General features: G+C 48.6%; 21 protein-coding genes. 14 read left to right on the top strand and 7 right to left on the bottom strand.

The annotated features are described in order from the left end of the window. Positions 1-13 precede the first annotated feature (13 nt). The 5 genes from U5R06_01990 to U5R06_01970 are packed head-to-tail and all read left to right on the top strand — an operon-like array spanning position 14 to position 4,315. The gene (locus U5R06_01990) at positions 14-865 is read left to right on the top strand and encodes a patatin-like phospholipase family protein (protein MDZ7721611.1); all 852 of its coding nucleotides are present in this window, start codon (positions 14-16) and stop codon (positions 863-865) included. Between the two features lie 23 nt (positions 866-888). After that, entirely contained in the window at positions 889-1,446 is a 558-nt protein-coding gene (locus tag U5R06_01985) for an RNA methyltransferase (GenBank protein ID MDZ7721610.1), read from the top strand. After that, positions 1,433-1,639: a hypothetical protein gene (locus tag U5R06_01980; GenBank protein MDZ7721609.1), complete on the top strand. Its 207-nt coding sequence runs from the start codon at positions 1,433-1,435 to the stop codon at positions 1,637-1,639. Before U5R06_01985 ends, U5R06_01980 begins: the two co-directional genes overlap by 14 nt. Then, a complete protein-coding gene (locus tag U5R06_01975; protein MDZ7721608.1) occupies positions 1,636-3,594 on the top strand; it encodes a M1 family aminopeptidase in 1,959 nt (652 codons plus the stop codon). Before U5R06_01980 ends, U5R06_01975 begins: the two co-directional genes overlap by 4 nt. 16 nt (positions 3,595-3,610) lie before the next feature. Continuing rightward, on the top strand, positions 3,611-4,315 hold the full coding sequence (locus tag U5R06_01970) for a phosphatidate cytidylyltransferase (protein MDZ7721607.1): 705 nt from the start codon (positions 3,611-3,613) through the stop codon (positions 4,313-4,315). A 36-nt stretch (positions 4,316-4,351) separates the two neighbouring features. Here U5R06_01970 and U5R06_01965 read toward each other — a convergent pair whose 3' ends face one another. Further along, the gene (locus tag U5R06_01965; protein ID MDZ7721606.1) at positions 4,352-5,041 is read right to left on the bottom strand and encodes a DNA translocase FtsK; all 690 of its coding nucleotides are present in this window, start codon (positions 5,039-5,041) and stop codon (positions 4,352-4,354) included. Positions 5,042-5,174: 133 nt separating this feature from the next. Here U5R06_01965 and U5R06_01960 point away from each other — a divergent pair, with 133 nt between their 5' ends. Continuing rightward, complete coding sequence (locus U5R06_01960) at positions 5,175-5,750, top strand: hypothetical protein (GenBank protein MDZ7721605.1); 576 nt, start codon at positions 5,175-5,177, stop codon at positions 5,748-5,750. Then, positions 5,740-6,147 carry a hypothetical protein gene (locus U5R06_01955; protein ID MDZ7721604.1) on the top strand — a complete coding sequence of 136 codons (408 nt, stop codon included), beginning with the start codon at positions 5,740-5,742 and terminating at the stop codon, positions 6,145-6,147. Before U5R06_01960 ends, U5R06_01955 begins: the two co-directional genes overlap by 11 nt. Here U5R06_01955 and U5R06_01950 read toward each other — a convergent pair. Together U5R06_01950 and U5R06_01945 are read right to left on the bottom strand one after the other, a co-directional pair. Next, positions 6,127-6,537: a hypothetical protein gene (locus U5R06_01950; GenBank protein ID MDZ7721603.1), complete on the bottom strand. Its 411-nt coding sequence runs from the start codon at positions 6,535-6,537 to the stop codon at positions 6,127-6,129. The two genes, U5R06_01955 and U5R06_01950, sit on opposite strands and share 21 nt — an antisense overlap. A gap of 46 nt (positions 6,538-6,583) precedes the next feature. After that, positions 6,584-8,341 (bottom strand): N-acetylmuramoyl-L-alanine amidase, encoded by a 1,758-nt coding sequence (locus tag U5R06_01945; GenBank protein MDZ7721602.1) that lies wholly within the window; start codon positions 8,339-8,341, stop codon positions 6,584-6,586. Positions 8,342-8,534: 193 nt separating this feature from the next. Between U5R06_01945 and U5R06_01940 the strand changes: the two genes are divergently transcribed. Genes U5R06_01940 through U5R06_01925 form a run of 4 tightly spaced genes read left to right on the top strand, consistent with a single transcriptional unit; the run spans position 8,535 to position 12,155 of the window. Continuing rightward, positions 8,535-9,635 (top strand): efflux RND transporter periplasmic adaptor subunit, encoded by a 1,101-nt coding sequence (locus U5R06_01940; protein MDZ7721601.1) that lies wholly within the window; start codon positions 8,535-8,537, stop codon positions 9,633-9,635. Between the two features lie 10 nt (positions 9,636-9,645). Beyond that, positions 9,646-10,389, top strand: a complete 744-nt coding sequence (locus tag U5R06_01935) for an ABC transporter permease (protein ID MDZ7721600.1) — start codon at positions 9,646-9,648, stop codon at positions 10,387-10,389. Continuing rightward, complete coding sequence (locus tag U5R06_01930) at positions 10,325-10,885, top strand: FtsX-like permease family protein (protein MDZ7721599.1); 561 nt, start codon at positions 10,325-10,327, stop codon at positions 10,883-10,885. Before U5R06_01935 ends, U5R06_01930 begins: the two co-directional genes overlap by 65 nt. Positions 10,886-10,907: 22 nt before the next feature. Continuing rightward, positions 10,908-12,155 carry an ABC transporter permease gene (locus U5R06_01925; GenBank protein ID MDZ7721598.1) on the top strand — a complete coding sequence of 416 codons (1,248 nt, stop codon included), beginning with the start codon at positions 10,908-10,910 and terminating at the stop codon, positions 12,153-12,155. A gap of 122 nt (positions 12,156-12,277) precedes the next feature. On the opposite strand, the gene U5R06_01920 is transcribed toward U5R06_01925, so the two are convergent. Genes U5R06_01920 through gltB form a run of 3 tightly spaced genes read right to left on the bottom strand, consistent with a single transcriptional unit; the run spans position 12,278 to position 18,276 of the window. Continuing rightward, on the bottom strand, positions 12,278-13,699 hold the full coding sequence (locus tag U5R06_01920) for a glutamate synthase subunit beta (protein MDZ7721597.1): 1,422 nt from the start codon (positions 13,697-13,699) through the stop codon (positions 12,278-12,280). After that, positions 13,692-14,372 carry a hypothetical protein gene (locus U5R06_01915; protein MDZ7721596.1) on the bottom strand — a complete coding sequence of 227 codons (681 nt, stop codon included), beginning with the start codon at positions 14,370-14,372 and terminating at the stop codon, positions 13,692-13,694. The genes U5R06_01920 and U5R06_01915 overlap by 8 nt, the downstream gene beginning before the upstream one ends. Continuing rightward, on the bottom strand, positions 14,356-18,276 hold the full coding sequence (gene gltB / locus U5R06_01910; protein ID MDZ7721595.1) for a glutamate synthase large subunit: 3,921 nt from the start codon (positions 18,274-18,276) through the stop codon (positions 14,356-14,358). Before gltB ends, U5R06_01915 begins: the two co-directional genes overlap by 17 nt. Before the next feature lie 602 nt (positions 18,277-18,878). Here gltB and U5R06_01905 point away from each other — a divergent pair. The 3 genes from U5R06_01905 (at position 18,879) to U5R06_01895 (ending at position 20,802) form a co-directional block, all read left to right on the top strand. After that, positions 18,879-19,592, top strand: a complete 714-nt coding sequence (locus tag U5R06_01905) for a superoxide dismutase (GenBank protein MDZ7721594.1) — start codon at positions 18,879-18,881, stop codon at positions 19,590-19,592. A 107-nt stretch (positions 19,593-19,699) separates the two neighbouring features. Next, the gene (locus U5R06_01900) at positions 19,700-20,578 is read left to right on the top strand and encodes a glycosyltransferase (GenBank protein ID MDZ7721593.1); all 879 of its coding nucleotides are present in this window, start codon (positions 19,700-19,702) and stop codon (positions 20,576-20,578) included. Between the two features lie 5 nt (positions 20,579-20,583). After that, a complete protein-coding gene (locus U5R06_01895) occupies positions 20,584-20,802 on the top strand; it encodes a hypothetical protein (GenBank protein MDZ7721592.1) in 219 nt (72 codons plus the stop codon). 37 nt (positions 20,803-20,839) lie between these two features. On the opposite strand, the gene U5R06_01890 is transcribed toward U5R06_01895, so the two are convergent. Continuing rightward, entirely contained in the window at positions 20,840-21,418 is a 579-nt protein-coding gene (locus tag U5R06_01890; GenBank protein MDZ7721591.1) for a sigma-70 family RNA polymerase sigma factor, read from the bottom strand. Between the last annotated feature and the right edge of the window lie 49 nt (positions 21,419-21,467).

The raw sequence follows: 21,467 nt of genomic DNA, 5'->3' as shown, positions 1-21,467 counted from the left end.
ACGACCAATTGGTTTGGCCCTCGGGGGAGGCGGGGCAAGAGGGTTTGCACATCTCGGGGTGTTGCGGGTTCTGGAGCGCGAAAAGATACCTATCGATCGAATCGTGGGCACCAGCATGGGAGCAATTGTCGGCGCCATGTACGCGCAGTCCGGTTCCATTGAAAACGTGATATCCAATTTTCAGCAATATCTGGAGCAAAACAGATCCGACCCCCCGGCCCGGAAAGAAAAAAAGAATAAAAAAAGCGAATCACAGCGCTGGTTTGACACTCTCGCCACCCGGTTCCGGGACCAGGTGCTGCTGGGCAAGGGGTCCAAAAAGACTCATCTGGATCCCGAAGATATGATATTTGCTCTGGAAATTTTGCTGCGGGAACAGCCGATCGAAGAAACCCGGATTCCCTTCGCGGCCGTGGCCACCGATGTATTGACCGGCGATGAAGTGATACTCAGTAGCGGACCCATAACATCTGCGGTTGCAGCCAGTTCTGCACTGCCCGGTGTGCTGCCGCCTGTGGAATATGAAGGCAAACTGCTGATTGACGGAGCGGCAACCTCTTCCGTACCTGTACGTGCCGCCAAAAAGTTAATCAAACACAAAAAAATTATTGCCTCTGATGTATCCGCAGAGCTGTCCGAAAAGCCCCGACTGGACAACGCCGTCGATATCGTCATGCGCAATTCCCGAATCACATCAAAGTACTACCGGGATGAACTCGTCAAAGAAGCAGATGTCCTGATACAGCCGCAGGTGGGTAATTTTCACTGGTCTCACTTTGATCACTTGCAGGAATTTATCCGACAGGGTGAAAAAGCAGCGGAAATAAAACTTTCCGAAATCCGTCGCGCTGCACGCTGGTTCTGATATTTTTTATTTTTGATTTGAATATGATAAAAAAGCTGACGTTTGAAGAAATACAGGAAAAACAACCCGACCTGGAGCGTTTACGCACCCTGGAGCGCTGTCCGGTCGTCGTGATTGCGGATAATATACGCAGTCTGCATAACGTCGGAGCTTTGTTCCGCACCAGCGATGCGGTGCGTCTGCAGCATCTGTATTTGTGCGGAATCACCGGACAACCACCGCGCGATGAAATTCGAAAAACAAGTCTGGGCGCCGAGGAATCCGTTCCCTGGAGTTATGTCCCTGATGCGAATCCGCTTATTGCCACGTTGAAACAGCAGGGATATCAGATTGTTGCCCTTGAACATACGAATTCAAGCTGTGATTTCCGCCGGCCGATTTATCGGTTCCCGGTCTGCCTGTTGATCGGTCACGAATATCAGGGCGTGGGGCAATCCCTGCTGGACAAAGCCGATGCCGCGGTTGAAATCCCCATGCACGGCATAAAGCAGTCCCTGAATGTTTCCGTTGCGTATGGGGTGATGATCTATGAGCTTTTAAGACAATATGAACAACTATCGGATATACATGAATATGATTAATTTATGGAATCGATTTAAATCTTTGAATAGTCTGCAAAAACGGGGCATCATCTATATAAGCATTGCGTTGTTGATGATGGCCGGAGAATTAATACTGTGTTCAGCGCCGCGCACCCTTGTGCTCATGCTGTGGGGCGGTGTATTGGGTATTGGGATTCTGGTGTTTACAGGTTTTCGGAGCCGTCGAAAATGAAATTTTTGCGGGTATTATATATCGGATGGGTTGTGGTCTCCGCTGCGAGCGCTGATGGTCTGCATCCGGAAAAACCGACCCAGAATTCGCCCTCTCTCTTTCTTTCTGAACCTCTTTCGAACCCTGTCAATGTACTCCATTATGATGTTCATCTCGCAATTTTCCCGGAACAACAAAGCATATCCGCAAGAGTTGAACTTGAATTGAAACGCACTGATGATAACAGTGAAAACTTTACACTTGATCTGCTCGAGTTACATGTCGATTCCGTTCATCTGAACGGACAGCCGGCTCCCTTTGAACAAACATCGGAACATGTCATTATTCCGTTTTCAGGCGAGACCGAGTTTAAAACCACAGTGTTTTATCACGGCCACCCAGGAAATGACGGAAGCGGCGGTTTCTTTTTCAAAGACAGCGTGATTTATAGTTACGGGGAGGGGTTGAATTCAAATCCTCCGTCCATGCTTCGGTATTGGGTGCCTTCGAATGATATTCCTTCGGACAAAGCGACGTTGGACATGACGGTTACCGTTCCCCGGCCGTTTGATCTGGTGGCCAATGGTGAACTGATTTCAATCACAGAATACGATAGTACCCGAACCTTTCACTGGTACGAAGACGATCCGATTGCAAGCTATCTCATTGCGTTCGCCGCTGCCGACTATGATACATTGAAAACAACCTATACGTCTCTGGACGGACGTGAGATTCCTCTGAAATTTTATATTCTTCCGGGATTTGCACAAGCTGCGCAAACCGACTGGCAGAATATAGGGGATATGATGCGTATTTTTGAAACTCGTTTTGGCCTCTATCCATTCGAACAGTACAGCATGGTGCAGGTTCCTCACAGAGGAGCTATGGAACATCAGAGTATGACCACTTATTCTTCGTCATTAATTACCGGAGATTTGCGTTATGAATATGTAATTGCACATGAACTGGCGCATCAATGGTGGGGAGATTGGGTTACTTTGTCTGACTGGCGGGAAATCTGGCTCAACGAGGGGTTCGCCTCTTACAGTGAAGTGATCTTTATTGAAGATTTTTACGGGCAGCGGTCCAAAAATGAGCATTTGCAGCGGCAGTTTACGCTTTATAAACGCGAAACCCTGCAGCGCGGGCATTTTTCCATTTATGATCCGGAATTTATGTGGGGCGGTACGGTTTATAATAAAGGATCCTGGGTGCTGCACCGGCTGCGCTGGCACACCGGCGATGAGCGATTTTTTCAAATCCTGAAAACCTACGCTTGCCGCTATGCTTTTGACAACGCAACGGTTTTCGGATTCCGATCAGTGGCTGAACAAATTTACGGCCGGTCTCTGGATGATTTTTTCTCAACCTGGCTATGGGGTGCCGGATATCCGCAGCTGCGGATTGCCTGGGATTACCAAACAAGCGGAAATGCTTATAGGACGCAAATTGAAACCGATCAGCTGTTGTTTGATGTGTTCCCGCACCCGTTTCCGCTTGAAATTGAATGGACGTTTCCGCATCGGACTCTGCGCGACACATTGTTTTTTACCCATAAACAACATATTTTCGAACGGCGTTTTGAGGCCCGGCCCGTGAAATTGACTATTGACCCGGATCAGGCGTTGCCTGGCGAATTTGACATGATTTCTGAGCCGCTTCCGTTCGGCTTTGAGCATGAATTATCCGGTTTGGCTCCGATTTATCCCACCCCGGCCCGGCTGGGTCAGAACGTGTATGTGAACTATCATGTTTCCAGCAGAAAAGAGCCGCTGCCGGTAGAGGTTTCGGTGTATAATGTATTGGGCGAACGTATCAGAACTCTGGTTAACCGGCTGCATCTGAGCGATGTGTATAAAATATCCTGGGATGGAACCGCCGGCGATGGCGCTCTGGTGTCCAGCGGACTGTATATCTTAAAGATGCAGGCCGGAGATCGGACACTAAGCCGCAAATTTATCCTTGTAAATCCGTAAATAAAGGAGCCCTGTCATGACAAAAATGGACTGGTTGGGATTAATCGCCTCCTATTTGTATGCATTTGGTATTCTGGCATTATTTGAAAATGTGGGAAAAAAATATCAGTTGCCTCAATTTTTCACCCGAAAACTGACGCATCTTTTTGCCGGATTGTGGACCTGGGGAGTGTTGATGTTGTTTGAGAACAAACTGCCCGGTTTGATTCCGTATGCAAGTTTTATTATTCTCAATTATCTGTTTTACAGAAAGCAAACCTACGGCCATATGGATTCAAAGGAAGATTCTCCGGGTACGGTTTATTTTGCTGTTTCCATTACCCTGTGCATGGCGTTCCTGTGGAACCCCCATGGACCGGCCGATCATGTGTCTATCGCTATGGCGGGCATCATGGCCATGACCCTGGGAGATGCAATGGCAGCGTTAATAGGACGTTACATGGGCAAGCACAGCTTTACATGTTTTAATGCCACAAAAACGCTTGAAGGGTCTGCGGCTATGCTGGTGTTCAGCGCCATTGGGATCTTCATATCGCTTTGGGTGATTCCGGGCTCACCGATTGCGCCGGATGCACCGGTGTTTTCGTTTTCAACCCTGCTCGTCGCGACCGGTGTCGGAGCGGTCGTCGCAACTGTGATCGAAGCCGTTTCTTTGAAAGGATTGGATAATCTGACCGTCCCTTTGGCGACGGCTGCGTTGTTGTACCTTTTATGGGTTTAAAAACAAGGCCGGACTCAAGTCCGGCCTTGCACGGGTTCAGGATTTGGTGTATTCTTCCCAGGTGCTTAGAACCTCGCGTGTCCGGTTGGGCCGGGAAGGTCCGACCAGCCCCTTTTCTTCCATAGCCTCAAGCAGATGATTGACACGGGTGCGTCCCACACCTAATGCTTTTTGCAGGCGTGTTACCGATGCACTCTGTTCTTTGAGCACCGATTCGACTGCTTTGTCATACAACGGATCAGCTTGCTCTGTTTTTGTCACCTCTTGGGTATCCGGTTTGGCTTGTTCAGGTTCTTTGGGTGATGGTGCCGGTTGGGTTTTGCCTGATTTGGGGCGCGGCCGGATGATGAAAAGAACCAGGGCAATTAAAATAAGTAGAATACCAATGATCAAGGTCCACCAGCTGTTCCGGTGTAACTGCTTTATCTCCTGTTCACGCTCCGCTAATTTTTGTTGTTGTGCATTCAGACTGTCTTGACGTGCGGCAAGCTTTTGTTGCTGAGCATCAAGCTTTTTAGCCCTCTGCTCAAGCGTTTGTTTGCGTTGTTCCAATTCTTCTATTTTGGCTTGCAGGGCCACAGAATCCTGTACAGGCTGTTTTATAATCTTTTGTTCTTCCCGGGCTTTTTGTTGTTTTTTTTCAACAGCCGGGGTCCGGCCTGGTTCCTGTTCAGCGCAAAATACTGTGAATACAAGTAAAAGCGCAAAAAATCGTAAAACTTTCATACATCCTCCTTAATCGACTGCAAAATTGATACTATGTTTCTATTTATAGGTGCGTGAATATTAATAACTATAACTTTAATAATAAAAACAACAATTACCAAGGAAATATTCAAAGAATCAGCGGAATTTTACCATGAACAGGACTCTGATAGCCGGTTTTTTGTTATTTTACTCTTTATGCTTTGCGACCGTTGCAGACGGACAATCGTTATTAACCTGGGATCGTGTGAAACAGGATACCAGCGATCTATCTAAAGACACCCCGCTGTATTATCAGGTTTATCGTAAATCATTTCCGGGGTTTGTTCCTGCGGCTGAAAATTTTATCGGGGCTACGCTGGATACCGTATTTCAATTGACAGATTTGGATACAAGCCGCAGCTGGTACTACAAAGTCACCTGCACGGACAGCTGGGGAAACCGCTCCGGTTATGAGAGTTCTGTTTCCAAACTACCATATATCACCACTGGGGTACGCGTGTTTTTGCAAGGCGTCATAACGGGTCAGGACAGCATGCAAACAACGCTTTCTTCAAATCAGCTTTTACCCGCTGATTCGCCGTACACCGATGCTCCGCGGAATCTCGATTCGCACCCGGATCATATTGTCGATTGGATCAAAATCGGAATTTCAGGATTCTTTAAACGCGACACCGCGCGCACTGCATTCATTTTTGCTCAGATCGGACGGCCGCGTTGTGGAACCTGACGGTTACACAACCCAAATCGGCTTGCCGAATGTGCTGTCCGGAGAGTATTATCTGCATGTGTTTCACCGCAATCATAAACACATTATATCCTCGGCAAAGTTAACAATGAACAGTTTATCTGATTCTGTCTATGATTTTACAGTCTCTTCAGACAGGTATTACAATGAACAGGGTTGCGTGTCGGTGGGATCAGAGAGATGGGCGCAGCAAGCCGGAGACCTGGATCATGATCATGATGTTGATCTGGATGATTTTTTAATATGGTATAATCAGGCAAAAAATGGATTATCAGGATACAGAATATCAGATATAAATGGCGACGGGATGGTCACAACCCGCGATTATCAATACTGGTACAATGCGTTTTACAGGAATTCACCGGAACATGGCTTTTAAACTGCCCCAGGTATGCCGGGAACTGGAGGTCTGGGTGGAAACAGTGATCAGCTCGCCGTATTCGCTGACCGTGCCGTTCGAATGAACGATCTCGAGTTTATAATAAAAAGTATTCCCCTGACTCTTGAAAATTTTATCGTCCACATAGGTGTAAGTGTGTTCGCCTCGATCATTGTATTCTGCAGCAACCTTGTCAATTTCTTCAAAACTCGTTTTGTCGAGGCTGCGCAGGATATTGTATTCCTTAACGTTATATTCACTCTTTACCGTCCATTCCAGTTCAACCTGATTCAAACTGGTATTGGCCTTGAAATTATCAATAACCGCTCCGGAAAAAACGGTTCCGGTGACGATAAAAAGTGCTATTACTGTAAATCCTGCTCTTTTCATATCCTTAAAAACCCTTTCCTATGATCATATTATATTAAACTATCGTCTAAAAATCAAGTCTTTTTTTCAAAAATGTGATCAATCCCTGATAAACCGCGTCAGCCATTTGTCGGGTTGTTGTTTTATCAGCCAGTTTGATCTCTTGATTCGGATTGGTTAAAAAGTCACCTTCAAGCAGAGATACAAGAAAATCCGGAGCTCCGGTCAAAAAATACATATTATAGATTTCTCCATAGGGATGAAAACCAATGTCCAGCATTTCAGAAAAAATACTGGAGCACAACGCTTCGTTCTGATACAGTGAGAAATAGGTACTGGTACCCTGAACGCGGGTCGGATCGCTGCCGGCACCCACCGCATTGTTGTGCAACGATAAAAAGAACAATGCATCTGAAGCGCGCGCCATATTCAGACGCTCACGCAGGGAAACGGTTGTGTCATTGCTGCGTGTCAGGACAACCTTGGCGCCATTGTCCATCAGTTTTTCAGTGAGCTGTAACGCCCAAAGCAGGTTGATATCTTTTTCTGTGAACCCATAAGGTGATACCGCGCCTTGTTCATCACCGCCGTGTCCCGGATCAACCGCGACGGTGAGTCCGGCTAACGGATGCTGCGGATCGACTGTCGGAGTTCGGCGTATCCTGAATCGCAGTACATTGCCCTCATAGAACGCCTGATATCCCCATAAGTATTCCTGATTCAGGGTTACTGTACATTCACAGACATGGCTGTACGGATGAGAAAAAGACACGCGCTTGACGATATCGGTTTGCGCCAACCGGTACCAGTGCGAAGCCTTGTGGGCGCCGTACAGGGTGAGCACCACTTTAACGGGCCGATCATCCGATTCAAGTTGAAAAGGAACAGCCTGTTCAACCGACAGGCGCAATTCGATCCAATCCCGGGTAATGCGGAGTGTCGGCGCTGATACTGCTGTCCGCGGAAGCGGCGTGCCGGACGGGAGCAGGGTGACATCGTCGCAGGAAATATAAGCCGTTTGCGCGGGTGACAGTTTGATTTTGTAACGATTGTTGATGCGTCCCGTGATATGCAAATGCACTCCGCCGCTGCAGCGGGTTAACGGGGAATAGCTGGCCGATGCAGTGTGTAAAAGCGATTCATGCCGGGTCTGACCGATGACCGGAGTGGTGTCGGATAAAATAATCAATTGACCCGCTGCGGCTGCTGTACGTTTTGTTTTTTTTGTTTCAAGTGTATATTTGATTCCAAGTGGCCGGTGCGGCGGCAGATTCTTCAGCGTTACGTCTGCGTGGTATATGCCGCGGATTCCGCCGGTTTGCGAGGTCGGCAATTCAAGCATGGGAATATTGCCATTCATTTTCTCTATCCTGCATGCGGCATTTGCTCCCGGACTGCCTTTAAACTCGAGAGGGATCATATCACCATTGACCGCCCAGATGTTGTCACGGGGAGTCAGGGTTTCGTGCTCAATGGTGAGCGGCATAGTTGGCGATGTTTTCAAATCCGGCTGCCGATAGACGTACAGAATATTTTGGTCACTTTGCAATCCCAGATAAGCCTGAATGATGATTTGATTCAAGTGATCCTGAAGCGCAACCCGGGTTACAAATGAACCCTGAGGAAAGACCGATACTTTTTGGTCGTTGACAAATACCCGGGCGCCGGAAGGCACCCGGCCGGTAATCCGGAGTTGATCGACGCTGAACGTATCATATCTTGCCGGAAAAGTGATATTCAGGTTCAGGCTGGTGTCCGACGGAGCCGCAGTCAGGACAGCAGAATAGAACAATATAAAGAGATACAGCTGTTTTAATTGGATCATAAGTTTTTCCTGTGGTTATAATTCTTTCCTCAACATACAAAATTTTATGATTTATGCAAGCATGTTTTGTCTGCATATGCTAATAATTTTCATGAAATGATTTATTCAATGGCGGGAACGTAACAAATGAATAAAGTTACCGTATAGTGTAGTGAAAAACATGAGAACCGTGAACAAATGCGGGAGGATGACTTTGAAACGAAAAAGACGGACAAGATGGGTTGTCTGGAGCGTGACGATACTGGCAGTTGCAGCTTCTGCATATATTTTCTGCTCCGGCGGCAAAAATGAAGAACAAGGGCGAAAAACGGTAAAAGTTGAACGCAAAACCATCATAGACAAGGCTCTGGCCGTAGGCGCGATAGAGCCGGTTGATGAAATTGCCGTGAAATCCAAAGTCTCGGGTGTCGTTGGAAAGCTTTATGTAGAAGAAGGCGACTTTGTGGAAAAAGGCTTCGTTGTCATGGATGTTCGCCCGAACCCCACTCCCCTGGAACTTGCGCGCACCAAACGCAATGTCGAAATGGCCGGGATCGAGAAAGAGCAATTGTTAAAAGAGCTCAAGCGTAAAAAACAGATGAAAGAAAAAGGTTTGATGTCCGATCAGGAATACGAAGAGATCAAACAGCGATATGACCAGGCAGCGCTACAGTATCAAATCAACAAAGAGCAGCTGGACCTGATTGAAAAAGGCAAAGTGCGAATTGATGATCGTGATATTGAAACCGTGGTAAAAGCTCCGATTACCGGATTTATTCTGGAACGTCTGGTTAACCAAGGCGATCCGGTGGTTCCGTTAACTTCCTATCAGGCCGGCACACCTCTGCTCAGCATGGCCAATATGTCCAATCTGGTGTTCAAGGGAACGGTCGATGAAATTGATGTCGGCAAGATCAGCGAAGGTATGCCTTGTCAGCTGAAAATCGGTGCATTGCCGGGACAACAGGTTGATGGTCATGTTAAACTGATTTCCTTAAAAGCGGAAAAAAAGGACAATACCACGGTGTTTCCGGTTGAAATTGCCATTGACGACACGCACGGTGCACAGCTGCGAGCGGGATTTTCCGCCAACGCCGATATTATTATCGCGCAAAAAGACAGCGTTTTGTCGGTTCCGGAACGGGTTGTGACATTTGAGAATGATTCGGCCTACGTGATGATACCCAGGGGTCAGGAAGAGTCGGAAAAGGTGTTCATTGAAACCGGCCTCAGTGATGCCATTCAAATTGAAGTGACCTCCGGTCTTGAAGAAGGTCAAAAAATATTGGAAAAAGAACCCAAAGAAATCATTTAGGATCAAACACATGGCTCAATTTCGTGATACCTTACGGGAAGTTTTACTCTACCTGCGCCAATACAAAGCCCGTACATTGATGACGATGTTCGGCCTGATATGGGGGACACTGACGGTGGTTTTTTTGCTTTCTTTTGGTGTCGGAGTGGAAAAGTCAATGAAAAAGAATATGCACGGTATGGGTGAAGGAATCGCCATCTTGTGGCCGGGCACCACCACCAAAGTGTTCAAAGGCTATAACCGCGGCCGTTCCATACGCTTTCGCCCCGATGATGTCGAATATCTCAGAACTCAGGTTCGTGCGTTTAAAGCCATCAGTCCGGAATATATTAATTACAACACACCTGTTCGTGTGGGCGAAACGGTGAACAAGACAGCGATCACCGGTATCACACCCGAATACGGACCCATGCGCAATGTGATTGCTCAAAAGGGCGGACGCTGGCTCAATCAACCGGATTTGGACGAACGCCGGCGCGTGGCGTTTATCGGATATGAACTGCGCGACCTGTTGTTCGGCAAAGGCGCCGATGCGGTAAACAAACAAATCTATATTTATGACACACCGTTTCTGGTGATTGGCGTGCTCAAGGAAAAAACGCAGCCTTCCAGTTACGGGGTGCGTGACCACAGTCGGGTGTTTATTCCCATTACCACACATGAATCGTTATTGGGTCGACGCTATTTAAATGATATTGTCTATCAGGTCAAAGATCCCACACGCTCCAAGCAGGTTCAGGATAAAAATTTATGAGGCGTTCGGCAAACGCTTTAAATTCGATCCGTCGGATCAGAACGCTCTGGGTATCTGGGATACGACGGACCAGGATAAATTTATCCATTTTTTCAGTCTCGGATTCAAAATTTTTCTGGGAGTGCTGGGTTCGCTCACCCTGATGGTCGGCGGTATCGGACTCGCCAATATCATGTATGTGGTGGTTAAAGAACGGACGCGGGAAATCGGTATCAAGCGTTCGATCGGCGCGCGCCGCAAACAAATTATGACCCAGTTTCTCGTCGAGACCTTTTTTATTATCGGTATCGGTGCGGCTATCGGGTTTGCCCTGGCGCTCGTTTTGATTAAACTCGTCAGCATGCTGCCCATAGAGGAGTATGTGGGACACCCCGAAGTGTCATGGACTGTTTTATTGACGTCCGTATCGATTTTGGCTCTGGTTGGTTTTCTGGCCGGATTTTTCCCGGCGCGCAAAGCATCGCGGCTGGATGTGGTTGAATGCTTGCGTTATTAGATGATAAACTTTTGGAAGACATATGAACAGCTTGATCATGTTAAAAGAATTTTTTGCCGACATTAAGCAGCAAAAGCTGCGGGCATTTTTGACAACCCTGGCCATTATCTGGGGTACTTTTTCCATTATTTTATTAATGGCGTTTGGAAAAGGGCTGGGGTTCAGAATGCGGGAAAGTTTTTTGAATGCCGGTGATATGATTATCAGGATTTACGGCGGACAAACCACACAAAAATATAAAGGCCTGCCGGTGGGCCGTCGTATTCGGCTGGTGGAAGAGGATATGTGGCTGTTAAAAAAATCGATCCCGGAAATTGACGGTGTCAGCTGTCAACACAACCGGGGCGTGCATTTGCGCAACGGTGATAAAGCCGCACGCACACATATGGAAGGCGTGTTTCCTGAATTCGAGTGGCTGCGCCGGATGCCGCCCGCCTTTGGAGGCCGTTTTATCAATCGGAATGATGTGGTCGAACGCAGACGCGTTGTGTTTCTCGGCGGCGAGATTGCCGGAGAACTGTTCGGACGACCCAATCCGGTGGGAGAAACGGTCCAGGTGGACGGACTGCCGTTTACGATTATCGGCACTATGCCGAAAAAGACGCAGACGTCTATGAACAACGGTCCGGATGACCGGCGCGCCATTATCCCGTTCAGCACCTTTGAAAGCATTTACGGCTATCATTACATCAGTGAATTGATTGTCCATCCGGTGACTCCCAAGGATGCCGAGTATGTGGAACAGCGCGTTCGCGAGATTCTTGGAAAAAAGTACAAGTTTGACCCCTCGGACAAACACGCTGTGCCCATGTGGAATTTTGTCGAGCAGGAAAAACAATCGTCCAAGGTGTTTACGGGCTTGAATATTTTTCTCGGCTTTATCGGCGCCATGACCCTGGTCATCGCCGGCGTTGGAGTCGCCAATATTATGTATGTGGTGGTCAAGGAACGTACCCGGGAAATCGGCGTCAAACGCGCCATCGGCGCCAAGCGCCAGCATATTTTGTCCCAATTTATTTTCGAGTCCCTGCTGTTTGCCCTGATTGGCGGTGGTGTGGGGCTGCTGCTCGCTGCCGGTATCATCAAACTGGTGCGTATGATTCCGTCCGGAGCTGACGGGCCGATGCAGTTTCTCGGCAATCCCGTCATGTCTCCGGTGATCGTATTGATCACCATCAGTCTTTTGGCTGTCATTGGTTTGCTGGCCGGATTTTTCCCCGCCCGAAAAGCGGCCCATGTAGAACCGGTCGAAGCGCTTCGTTACGAGTAAACCTCCCAAACCGGAATAGTCGATTTGCTCCCGGCTGTTCCGGTTGTTCCCCAATAAAAAAAGGGTGTACCAGAGTATACCCTTTTTTATTGTTACACAGAATTTTTAAGCGTCAGCGGCTGCTAAACAGCATCTATATATCTGTTCACAGCTTTTGCAACCAGCCGGCCCTGATAAATGGCCTGAACCACCAGTGAAGCTCCCATCACGGTGTCACCGCCGGCAAAGACGCCGGCATTCGAACTCATATAGTTCGAGTCGACCACCACATTGCCGCGTGCATCTGTTTCCAGATTCCAGTCTTTAACAAGAGGGCCGGGATCCAGATGCAGAAATCCCATAGCCAGCAGGACCAGATCTGCCTTGAGTTCAAAGCCACTTCCTTTTTTCTCCTGCATCTGCCATTTGCCGTTATCATTTAGAGTCCAGTCCAGTTCCACGCCGCGCAATGCGGAAACCTGTTTGTCGCCTTTGAGTTCTTTGGTCAGCAGGCTCCATTTGCGTTCACATCCTTCCTCGTGAGAAGAAGAGGTGCGCAGGATGTTCGGCCATTCGGGCCACGGATTACGCTCGGTCCGCGTCAAGGGCGGTTTGGGCAAAAGTTCGATCTGGGTCACGGATTGGGCGCCCTGGCGAATGCTGGTCCCGACACAATCGGACCCGGTATCGCCGCCGCCGATCACCACCACTTGTTTTCCGTTTGCCGATATTTCCGGGCGTTTTAAGGATTCGCCGCTGACTCGACGGTTCTGCTGCGCAAGAAATTCCATGGCAAAGTGCACACCGTCGAGATCGCGTCCCGGAACATCAAGGTCCCGCGGAATTGTCGCGCCGGCGGTGATCACAATCGCGTCATAAATTCGGCTTAGATAGCGAGCGGATATATCGCGACCGGCCTCCACCTCTGTCTCAAATTTCACCCCTTCTTTTTGCATTTGCTCCATACGCCGATCGATCAGCCATTTTTCCAGCTTGAAATCCGGGATACCGTAACGCAAGAGACCGCCGATCTTTGCATCGCGCTCCATCAGGACAACCTCATGACCGCTTCGAGCCAGCTGCTGGGCAGCAGCCAGTCCCGCCGGGCCGGATCCGATCACCGCCACTCGTTTGCCTGTTTTCTGAACCGGTAGTTCAGGCTGAATCCATCCTTGTTCAAATCCGCGTTCAATGATTTGCAGTTCGATCTGCTTAATACTGACCGGCGGCTGATTAATGCCCAGGGTACAGGCGGTTTCACACGGAGCCGGACACACCCGGCCGGTGAATTCCGGAAAATTATTCGTTGAATGCAGAACCTCGAGAGCCTGCTTCCATTGCCCCCGGTAGACGAGATCATTAAAATCAGGAATCCGGTTTTCCACCGGACAACCGTAGGAATGACAGGAGGGAACACCGCAGTCCATGCAGCGGGCCGCCTGTACGGTCAGTTTTTCCAGAGGCAGACAACTCGTAAACTCTTTGTATGATTTAATTCGCTGATGCACCAGCTGTTTGGGCGCCTCTTCGCGTTTGTATTCAAGAAATCCAGTTGCTTTAGCCATCAAACACCTCCTCAGTAGCCGCCACAGCGTCTCGTTCGGTTTCTTCGTGTACCCGCATGCGTTCCAATACCTTTTTATAATCTATGGGCATCACCTTGACGAAAAGCGGAAGTTGCGCTTCCCAGTTGTCCAGGATGAATTTTGCCCGTGCGCTGTTTGTATAGTTGTAATGATTCTGAATTAAATTCCACAATTGCTCCCGGTCGGTCTGGTTCCAGACGCTTTCCAGATCGACCATGTCCAGGTTGCAGCGTGTGTCGAACATTTCGGTTTCGTCGTACACATAGGCGATACCGCCGCTCATACCGGCGGCAAAGTTATTGCCGGTTTTACCCAGAATAACCGCCACACCACCGGTCATATATTCGCAGCCGTGATCGCCGACGCCTTCGACCACCCCGACCGCGCCGCTGTTTCGAACCATAAAGCGTTCGCCGGCCATACCGTTTACATACACTTTACCGCCGGTGGCGCCGTACAGGAGCACGTTTCCAACGATGATGTTTTCATGCGGATCAAAGCCGGCGTTTTCCGGCGGAACCACCACAATGCGGCCGCCGGACATGGACTTGCCCATGTAATCATTGACGTCGCCCTTTAGCATGATATTGACACCCGGCGCCAGAAAAGCCGCGAAACTCTGTCCGGCGGAACCGTTAAAATTGATCGTCATGGGATTTTTCTCCAGTCCGCGCGGACCCAGGTGTTTTACAATATGTCCGGACAGCTCGCGCGCAGACGGTCCGGTGTATGTTCCGGATCGGTATGCTGATGTTGATGCGTTCGCCGTTTTTGATCGCCGGTTCGCTTTGTTTAATCAGTTCCTGATCCAGCTCTTCATAGGGATTGGCTTCCTGTTCACGTATTTTGTGTCGTGAAACACTGTCATCCACTGTATAATCCAGCAATGGATTCAGATCCAGAGTTTTGGCTTTCCAATGCGTTTTGACAGCTTTATAATTCAGCTTGTCAACCCGGCCCACCATGTCCTCAACCGTCCGGAATCCCAGCATGGCCATATGTTCTCTGAACTCCTGAGCAATGAATCGCAGAAAGCGTTCGACGTAATCAGCGCTGCCGCCGAAACGTTCACGCAGGCGTGGATCCTGTGTGGCCACGCCGACCGGACAGGTGTTCAGATGGCATTTGCGCATCATCACACAACCCAGACAGATCAGCATGGACGTGCCGAATCCGTACTCTTCAGCGCCAAGCAGGGTGGCGATCGCCAGATCTCGCCCGGTTTTCAGCTGACCGTCCGTCTGGATGCGGATGCGGTCGCGTAAATGGTTGTTCATGAGGGACTGGTGGGTTTCCGCAACCCCCAGTTCCCAGGGAAGTCCGGCGTGCTTGATCGCAGTGAGCGGTGAGGCGCCGGTGCCGCCGTCGTGACCGGAGATCAGCACTGTATCCGCTTTTGCCTTGGCAACTCCCGAGGCAATGGTCCCGACACCGACTTCAGAGACCAGTTTGACAGAGACATTCGCGTTCGGATTCACCGCTTTTAAATCAAAGATCAATTGGGCCAGATCCTCAATGGAATAGATATCGTGATGCGGCGGTGGTGAGATCAATGTCACGCCCGGCGTGGTGTGCCGCACGCGTGCAATTTCTTCATTCACCTTGTGTCCCGGCAGCTGGCCGCCTTCCCCCGGCTTGGCGCCCTGGGCCATTTTGATTTGAAGCTCGTCCGCGTTCATCACATATTCCGTGGTCACACCGAAGCGCCCGGATGCGATTTGTTTGATGCGCGATCGTTTGCTGTCGCCGTTGGACAGCGGGATGTAGCGCGCCGGGTCCTCGCCGCCTTCGCCCGAGTTGCTGCGCGCTCCCAAACGGTTCATGGCAACGGCAATGGCCTCATGCGCTTCCTTGCTGATCGATCCGTAGGACATGGCGGCGCCTACAAACCGTTGTGTGATGGACTCGACCGGCTCTACCTCTTCAATCGGAATGGGTTTGCTTTTTTTAAAGCTCAGTAAACTGCGCAGCAGGGTCATGGATGCGGCTTGATTGTCAAGATAACTGCTGTATTCTTTGAACAGGTTATAATCGTTTAAACGCGTCGACATCTGCAGTTTGTAAATCGCTTCCGTGGTCCACATGTGCTGTTCGCTGTTTTTGCGGATGTGGTATACACCGCCGGGATTCAAAAGACTTGGTATTTTACCCTTTTCGGGAAATGCGATCCGATAGCGGCGTTTCACCTCTTCAGCAATTTCCTCCAAACCGATACCGCCGATCCGGCTCGCTGTTTTGCAAAAATACTGATCAATGACCTGCCGGTTCAGACCGACTGCTTCGTATATCTGTGATCCGAAAAAGCTGTGCAGGGTAGAGATACCCATGCGGCTCATGGTTTTTAAAAGACCCTTTTTCACCGCAACGATATAATTATCCATAGCCACTTCGGCTGTCGGCACATGTTCCAGCCAGCCGCCGGAGGCCAGTTCCTTGATGGAAGCCATGGTTACATAGGGACAGATCGCGTCGGTTCCAAAGGCAATTAACAATGCAAAATGCATCACTTCTCTCACTTCACCGGTTTCCACAACAATTCCGGCAGAGGTACGCAGTCCCTGCTTGATTAGATAATGGTGCAGACCGGATGCGGCCAGCAAAACCGGAATCGGGGCGCGCTCCACAGACATATTACGGTCCGTAAGAATGATCAGAGTAGAACCGTTTTTAATGGCTTCCTCGGCTTGTCTGAAAATACCGTCAAGCGCGGCGTTTAAAGACTTTCCGCCGCCCTCCAGGGAATAGAGCATATCGATTTCCGTGGTCTGGATGTACGGATTGTCCTGTTGCCGGATTCTGGAAAGATCGCTCGAGGTCAACACCGGATGCTGCAGTTTCAAACCGCGGTAATGTTCGGGGGTTTCTTGCAAAAAATTTTTTTCCCGGCCTACAAAACTCTCCAGTGACATGACCAGTTCTTCGCGGTACGGATCGATCGGCGGATTGGTCACCTGAGCGAACAGCTGTTTGAAATAATTAAACAGCAGCTGGGGCTGTTCGGACAATACCGCGAGCGACGCATCATTCCCCATCGATCCGACAGCTTCCTGTCCGCGAACCGCCATGGGGGAAATAATCATTCGCATTTCTTCATCTGTATAATTGAATGCCAGCTGCAGCTGACGCAGTTTTTCGGTATCGATATGCGGCACCCGAGACGGAGCAAAAAGACCGCGCAGTTCGATATGGTTTTGTTTCACCCAGCGACGATACGGCTTTTGTCTGGAAATTTTTGCCTTGATCTCATTGTCCGGAACGATGCGTTTTTGTTTGAGATCGACCAGAAACATTTTGCCCGGTTGAAGTCGTCCGCGCATCATAATGCGCTCCGGTTCAAACTCAAGTACACCGGTTTCGGACGCCATAACCACAATACCGTCTTTGGTTACCGTATACCGGGCCGGGCGCAGACCGTTCCGGTCCAGGGTGGCGCCGATATAACGGCCGTCAGTGAACGCAATGGCGGCCGGTCCGTCCCATGGTTCCATTAACGCAGAATGATATTCATAAAACGCGCGCTTGTCTTCACTCATACGAATCTTGGGACCATGCGCTTCCGGGATCATCATCATCATGGCATGCGGCAGGGAACGACCCGCATGCACCAAAAGTTCGAATGCATTGTCAAAAACGGCGGAATCACTGCCGTCCTCCGCGATAACCGGTTTCAGATGCTCAATGTCGTCTCCAAACAGCTCGGACTGTATTTTGGCTTCGCGCGAGCGCATACGGTTGATATTGCCGCGCAGGGTGTTGATTTCACCGTTGTGAGCCAGCCAGCGGAACGGTTGCGCGAGTTTCCAGGTCGGAAGCGTGTTGGTGCTGTAACGCTGATGCACCAGAGCAAATGCGGACTTTAACAGTTTGCTGTTCACATCTTTATAGAATTCGGTCAATTGAGTGCCCGTGATCAGTCCTTTATAGACAATCACCCGGCTGGACAACGAGACAATATAAAAGTGGCTGGTGTCTACCTGCTCCCAGCTTTGAATTTTCTTTTCCGAAATGCGCCGGATTACGTACAGCGTCTGTTCAAAGCTGTCATCGTTGGCATTTTTTTTGATAAACACCTGCTCAATGACAGGCTGGGTGGATTGCGCCAATTGACCCAGACCGCTCCCGTCCACCGGTACGGTCCTCCACCCCAGTACGGTACAACCCTTGTCGGTTGCGGCTTTTTCAATGATGGACCGGCAGTCCTGCCGCAGACCACTGTCCGTGGGAAGAAAAATCATCCCGGCTGCATAGTCGCCCGCTTCCGGCAGACTGAATCCCAGTTTGGCCTCTTGGGAACGGAAAAATTCATGCGGCAGCTGGAACAGCAATCCGGCCCCGTCACCTGTTCCCTTGTCCCCGCCGATGGCTCCGCGGTGTTCAAGATGTTTCAGGATATTGATTCCGTCCAGTACGATATTGTGATGGGGTTTGGCATCCAGGTGCGCGATAAATCCGACACCGCAATTATCGTGTTCAAATTGGCGCTGGTATAATGCAAAGTCCGGTGATTCACCGGCTGCATTTCGTTTTACGGGTATAGCGTGTTTGGTTTTTGGCATAGGCTCTGTCCTTTTATTTCAATCCCGTTTGCAGACAATTCTTTGATTGGGTACGGTTTGCCCTTTATAGAATCAAAGTTTTACCAGGAATTTACGTCAGACGGGACGCAAAACATTCAATCGCATGCGGAAAGAATAACAGTAAACGGTCTGTTTCGCAGTTAAATGACGATCCATTGTATCATGGGATTCATTTAATCTGCAAATAAAATGCCAGTCATGCTTTACCATTTGAATTTAAGGGTACTGTTATTATTAGACTTGGTTGAATATGAACGACGCGGTGTAAAGGTGTTTACTTGAAAGATACAAATATGTGTTAAAAAATAATAAAAAATACAAAAAAGAAAGATTAAAATGATTCAATTTTGTGGGATGGTTTGAGGGTAAATCGAGTAAATATCACATGCTTTCTCTTGTTTTATAGTGAATTAAGCTAACTTGATCCTTTCCGACAACTTTGTCTGTAAATATTACAAAAATGAAGGCATAAAGTCCATAAAACAACAATAATGTATGTATAAAATTTGTAAAATTTAGGCCTGGAATATTTTTCCGGCTTTTTTTTGTTACTCTATTGGTTTTAACAAAAGGAGAAAACTATGACAAACAGAAGATCATTTATTAAAAATTCGGCTCTGGCAGCGGGAGCCGCGGTTGCCGCCACCGGACTCTGGGGTGACGAGAGTTTTGCCGGTACTCCGGCAACCAATGAACAAGGCGAATATGTGCTGCCGCCGCTGCCGTATGATTATGATGCGCTGGAACCTGTTATTGATGAGCAGACCATGCGCTTGCATCATGATAAACATCATGCTGGCTATGTCAGGGGGCTGAATGCAGCGTTAAAGGCATTGGAAAAAGCCCGTCAAAATTCTGATTATAGTCTGGTCCAGCATTACACGGGCAAAGCCGCTTTTGCCGGGTCCGGTCATATTCTGCATGCGATTTTCTGGAGCAATATGAGTCCAGAGGGCGGCGGCCAGCCCGCAGGTGAACTGGCTGCAAAAATTGATTCTGATTTTGGCAGTTTTGAAACATTCAAACAGCAATATATTGCAGCTGCTTCAACTGTTGAAGGAAGCGGCTGGGGTGTTCTTGCCTTTGAACCGCTGGGTCAGAAGCTTGTGGTGCTTCAGGCTGAAAAACATCAAAATTTAACCCAGTGGGGTGTCGTACCCTTGTTGGTGATTGATGTATGGGAGCACGCCTATTATCTGAATTATCAAAACCGGCGTTCAGAATACGTTGAAAATTTCTTTAAAATCATCAATTGGGATAACGTACAAAAGCGGTATAAACACGCCGTGTCCTGATCATTCTAAAAAATGCACCCGCTTCCGGGTGCATTTTTTATTCCATTTCTACAAAAATTTTCTTACCTTGATCATTGGAAAAAAATGCTATTAACAGGAATCTGGTTATGAAAGCTTCGGTTATTATACCGTCCTATGATCAAAAACATGTCATATTTGACGCCCTGACCTCTGTCATGCGTCAGAGAACCTCGTTTGAATATGAAGTTATTGTAGTCGAGTCCACCGGAGATGATACGGCTGATTTGATAGAGGAGCGTTTCCCCGAGATCCGTGTGATTCGGCTGCCGCAGCGTGCCTTTCCCGGCACTGCCCGCAATCAAGCCATCAAGGTAGCCCGGGGTGACTATCTGGCGTTCACAGATACGGATTGTATTGTGCATCCGGATTGGCTGGAACAGTTGCTCATGAGCCATGAACGCGGTTATCCGGTGATCGGCGGCATGGTTAAAAACGGCACTCCCGGTGATATTCTGGGGACTTGCGATTATCTGCTCGAATTCAGTGATTTGATCAAACCCAAAGAGACCCTTGACAATACTCATTTTGGAACCTGTAATCTCTCATTCAGCCGGGATGTGTTCAGCGAGCACGGTTTGTTCATTGATCAGGTCAAGGGCAGTGACAGTTTATACTGCCGACAAATCGAGCGCAAGGGCCTTGCGCTCTTTTATCAACCGGAAGCTGTGATATGGCACAAAAACCGGACCAATCTGAAAAAAATTATGCGCAATCAGTATGAACTGGGTTACGGCGCTGCGATCAATCGACACCGCTATCATCTAAAGGGAAAAGTGTTTGTCAATGTCCCGTGGCTCATCCCATTTTTGCCCGGCGTTCGCATACTTGCGATCGGTAAACGACTTTTGAAAAATAATTTGATGTTATTCGCACAATTTTGTCTGTTGTTTCCGCTGATTCTGACAGCGCTGCTGGTGTACACAGCAGGTTTTATAAAAGGACGCGAGTTTGCATTACGAGGATAAATACTATGAAGGATAATAATAACGCAGGGGTTACAAATTCAAAAATAAAGTTTTGTGATCTGTCCTGCGAATATGCCGAGTTTCCGTCTGAAGAAAATATTGACGGCGCAAAAAGCTGCCGGACGTTTGCAGCCCTGTATTGCACAAAACTGAATCGGCTGGTCACAAAAAATGCCCCTTGTGCGGTGTTGTTTGGAGCCCGCCGTCCAAAGTCATCAATATAACAACACCACCACAGGGATATCCCTGCGGTGGATGTAATCAGTCTTCTTTAACATATCCTTCACGCTGTGCGTATTTTTCCAAAATACGCTGTAACATGCGTCTGCCGCGGAACAACCGGGACATGACCGTGCCGCTGGGCCGGTCGATGATTTCAGCAATTTCCTTGTAGGAAAAACCTTCTACATCCGCGAGCAATACAACCATACGAAAATCATCCGACAGCTGTGACAAGGCAGACGTAATCTCATCATCAAACAGTTCCTTATACTTGTCCTTGTCAAAATCATCCCACTCGCCGACATCTTCATCGGCATCCGAGTTTTTGTCTTCCAGTCCGTATTCAACTTTTTCCAGCTGGACTTGTTGCGGGGTCCGGACTTTTTTTCTGTATCGGTTGATAAATGTATTCGTCAGGATTTTGAATATCCAGGCTTTGAAATTGGTGCCTTTTTCAAATTTGTCAAAGAATCGATAGGCTCGAAGATATGTATCCTGTACAAGGTCTTCAGCTTCCTGGGTATTATGCGTATACCGCAGTGCGGTGCTGTAAAGAGAATCCATGTGTTCGAATGCAATCTCTTCGAACGCCTGTTTTTGTCTTTGACTTTCATTCATCATCATCATCCTCCCAAAGACTCTACTCTCTGCTGCCACTAATCAGGGC

The organism is candidate division KSB1 bacterium, from assembly GCA_034521575.1.
Taxonomy (GTDB): Bacteria; Zhuqueibacterota; Zhuqueibacteria; order Residuimicrobiales; family Krinioviventaceae; genus JAXHMJ01.
Note: the sequence above shows the minus strand (reverse complement) of the source record. Positions and strands in the feature narration are given on the sequence as shown.

Coding starts and splice junctions, on each gene's coding strand:
- U5R06_01985 (MDZ7721610.1), top strand. CDS start 889: ATGATAAAAAAGCTGACGTTTGAAGAAATACAGGAAAAACAACCCGAC.
- U5R06_01975 (MDZ7721608.1), top strand. CDS start 1,636: ATGAAATTTTTGCGGGTATTATATATCGGATGGGTTGTGGTCTCCGCT.
- U5R06_01895 (MDZ7721592.1), top strand. CDS start 20,584: ATGAAGGATAATAATAACGCAGGGGTTACAAATTCAAAAATAAAGTTT.
- U5R06_01960 (MDZ7721605.1), top strand. CDS start 5,175: ATGAACAGGACTCTGATAGCCGGTTTTTTGTTATTTTACTCTTTATGC.
- U5R06_01920 (MDZ7721597.1), bottom strand. CDS start 13,699: ATGGCTAAAGCAACTGGATTTCTTGAATACAAACGCGAAGAGGCGCCC.
- U5R06_01980 (MDZ7721609.1), top strand. CDS start 1,433: ATGAATATGATTAATTTATGGAATCGATTTAAATCTTTGAATAGTCTG.
- U5R06_01900 (MDZ7721593.1), top strand. CDS start 19,700: ATGAAAGCTTCGGTTATTATACCGTCCTATGATCAAAAACATGTCATA.
- gltB (MDZ7721595.1), bottom strand. CDS start 18,276: ATGCCAAAAACCAAACACGCTATACCCGTAAAACGAAATGCAGCCGGT.
- U5R06_01930 (MDZ7721599.1), top strand. CDS start 10,325: ATGATATTGTCTATCAGGTCAAAGATCCCACACGCTCCAAGCAGGTTC.
- U5R06_01935 (MDZ7721600.1), top strand. CDS start 9,646: ATGGCTCAATTTCGTGATACCTTACGGGAAGTTTTACTCTACCTGCGC.
- U5R06_01945 (MDZ7721602.1), bottom strand. CDS start 8,341: ATGATCCAATTAAAACAGCTGTATCTCTTTATATTGTTCTATTCTGCT.
- U5R06_01925 (MDZ7721598.1), top strand. CDS start 10,908: ATGAACAGCTTGATCATGTTAAAAGAATTTTTTGCCGACATTAAGCAG.
- U5R06_01970 (MDZ7721607.1), top strand. CDS start 3,611: ATGACAAAAATGGACTGGTTGGGATTAATCGCCTCCTATTTGTATGCA.
- U5R06_01915 (MDZ7721596.1), bottom strand. CDS start 14,372: ATGACGATCAATTTTAACGGTTCCGCCGGACAGAGTTTCGCGGCTTTT.
- U5R06_01965 (MDZ7721606.1), bottom strand. CDS start 5,041: ATGAAAGTTTTACGATTTTTTGCGCTTTTACTTGTATTCACAGTATTT.
- U5R06_01905 (MDZ7721594.1), top strand. CDS start 18,879: ATGACAAACAGAAGATCATTTATTAAAAATTCGGCTCTGGCAGCGGGA.
- U5R06_01950 (MDZ7721603.1), bottom strand. CDS start 6,537: ATGAAAAGAGCAGGATTTACAGTAATAGCACTTTTTATCGTCACCGGA.
- U5R06_01890 (MDZ7721591.1), bottom strand. CDS start 21,418: ATGAATGAAAGTCAAAGACAAAAACAGGCGTTCGAAGAGATTGCATTC.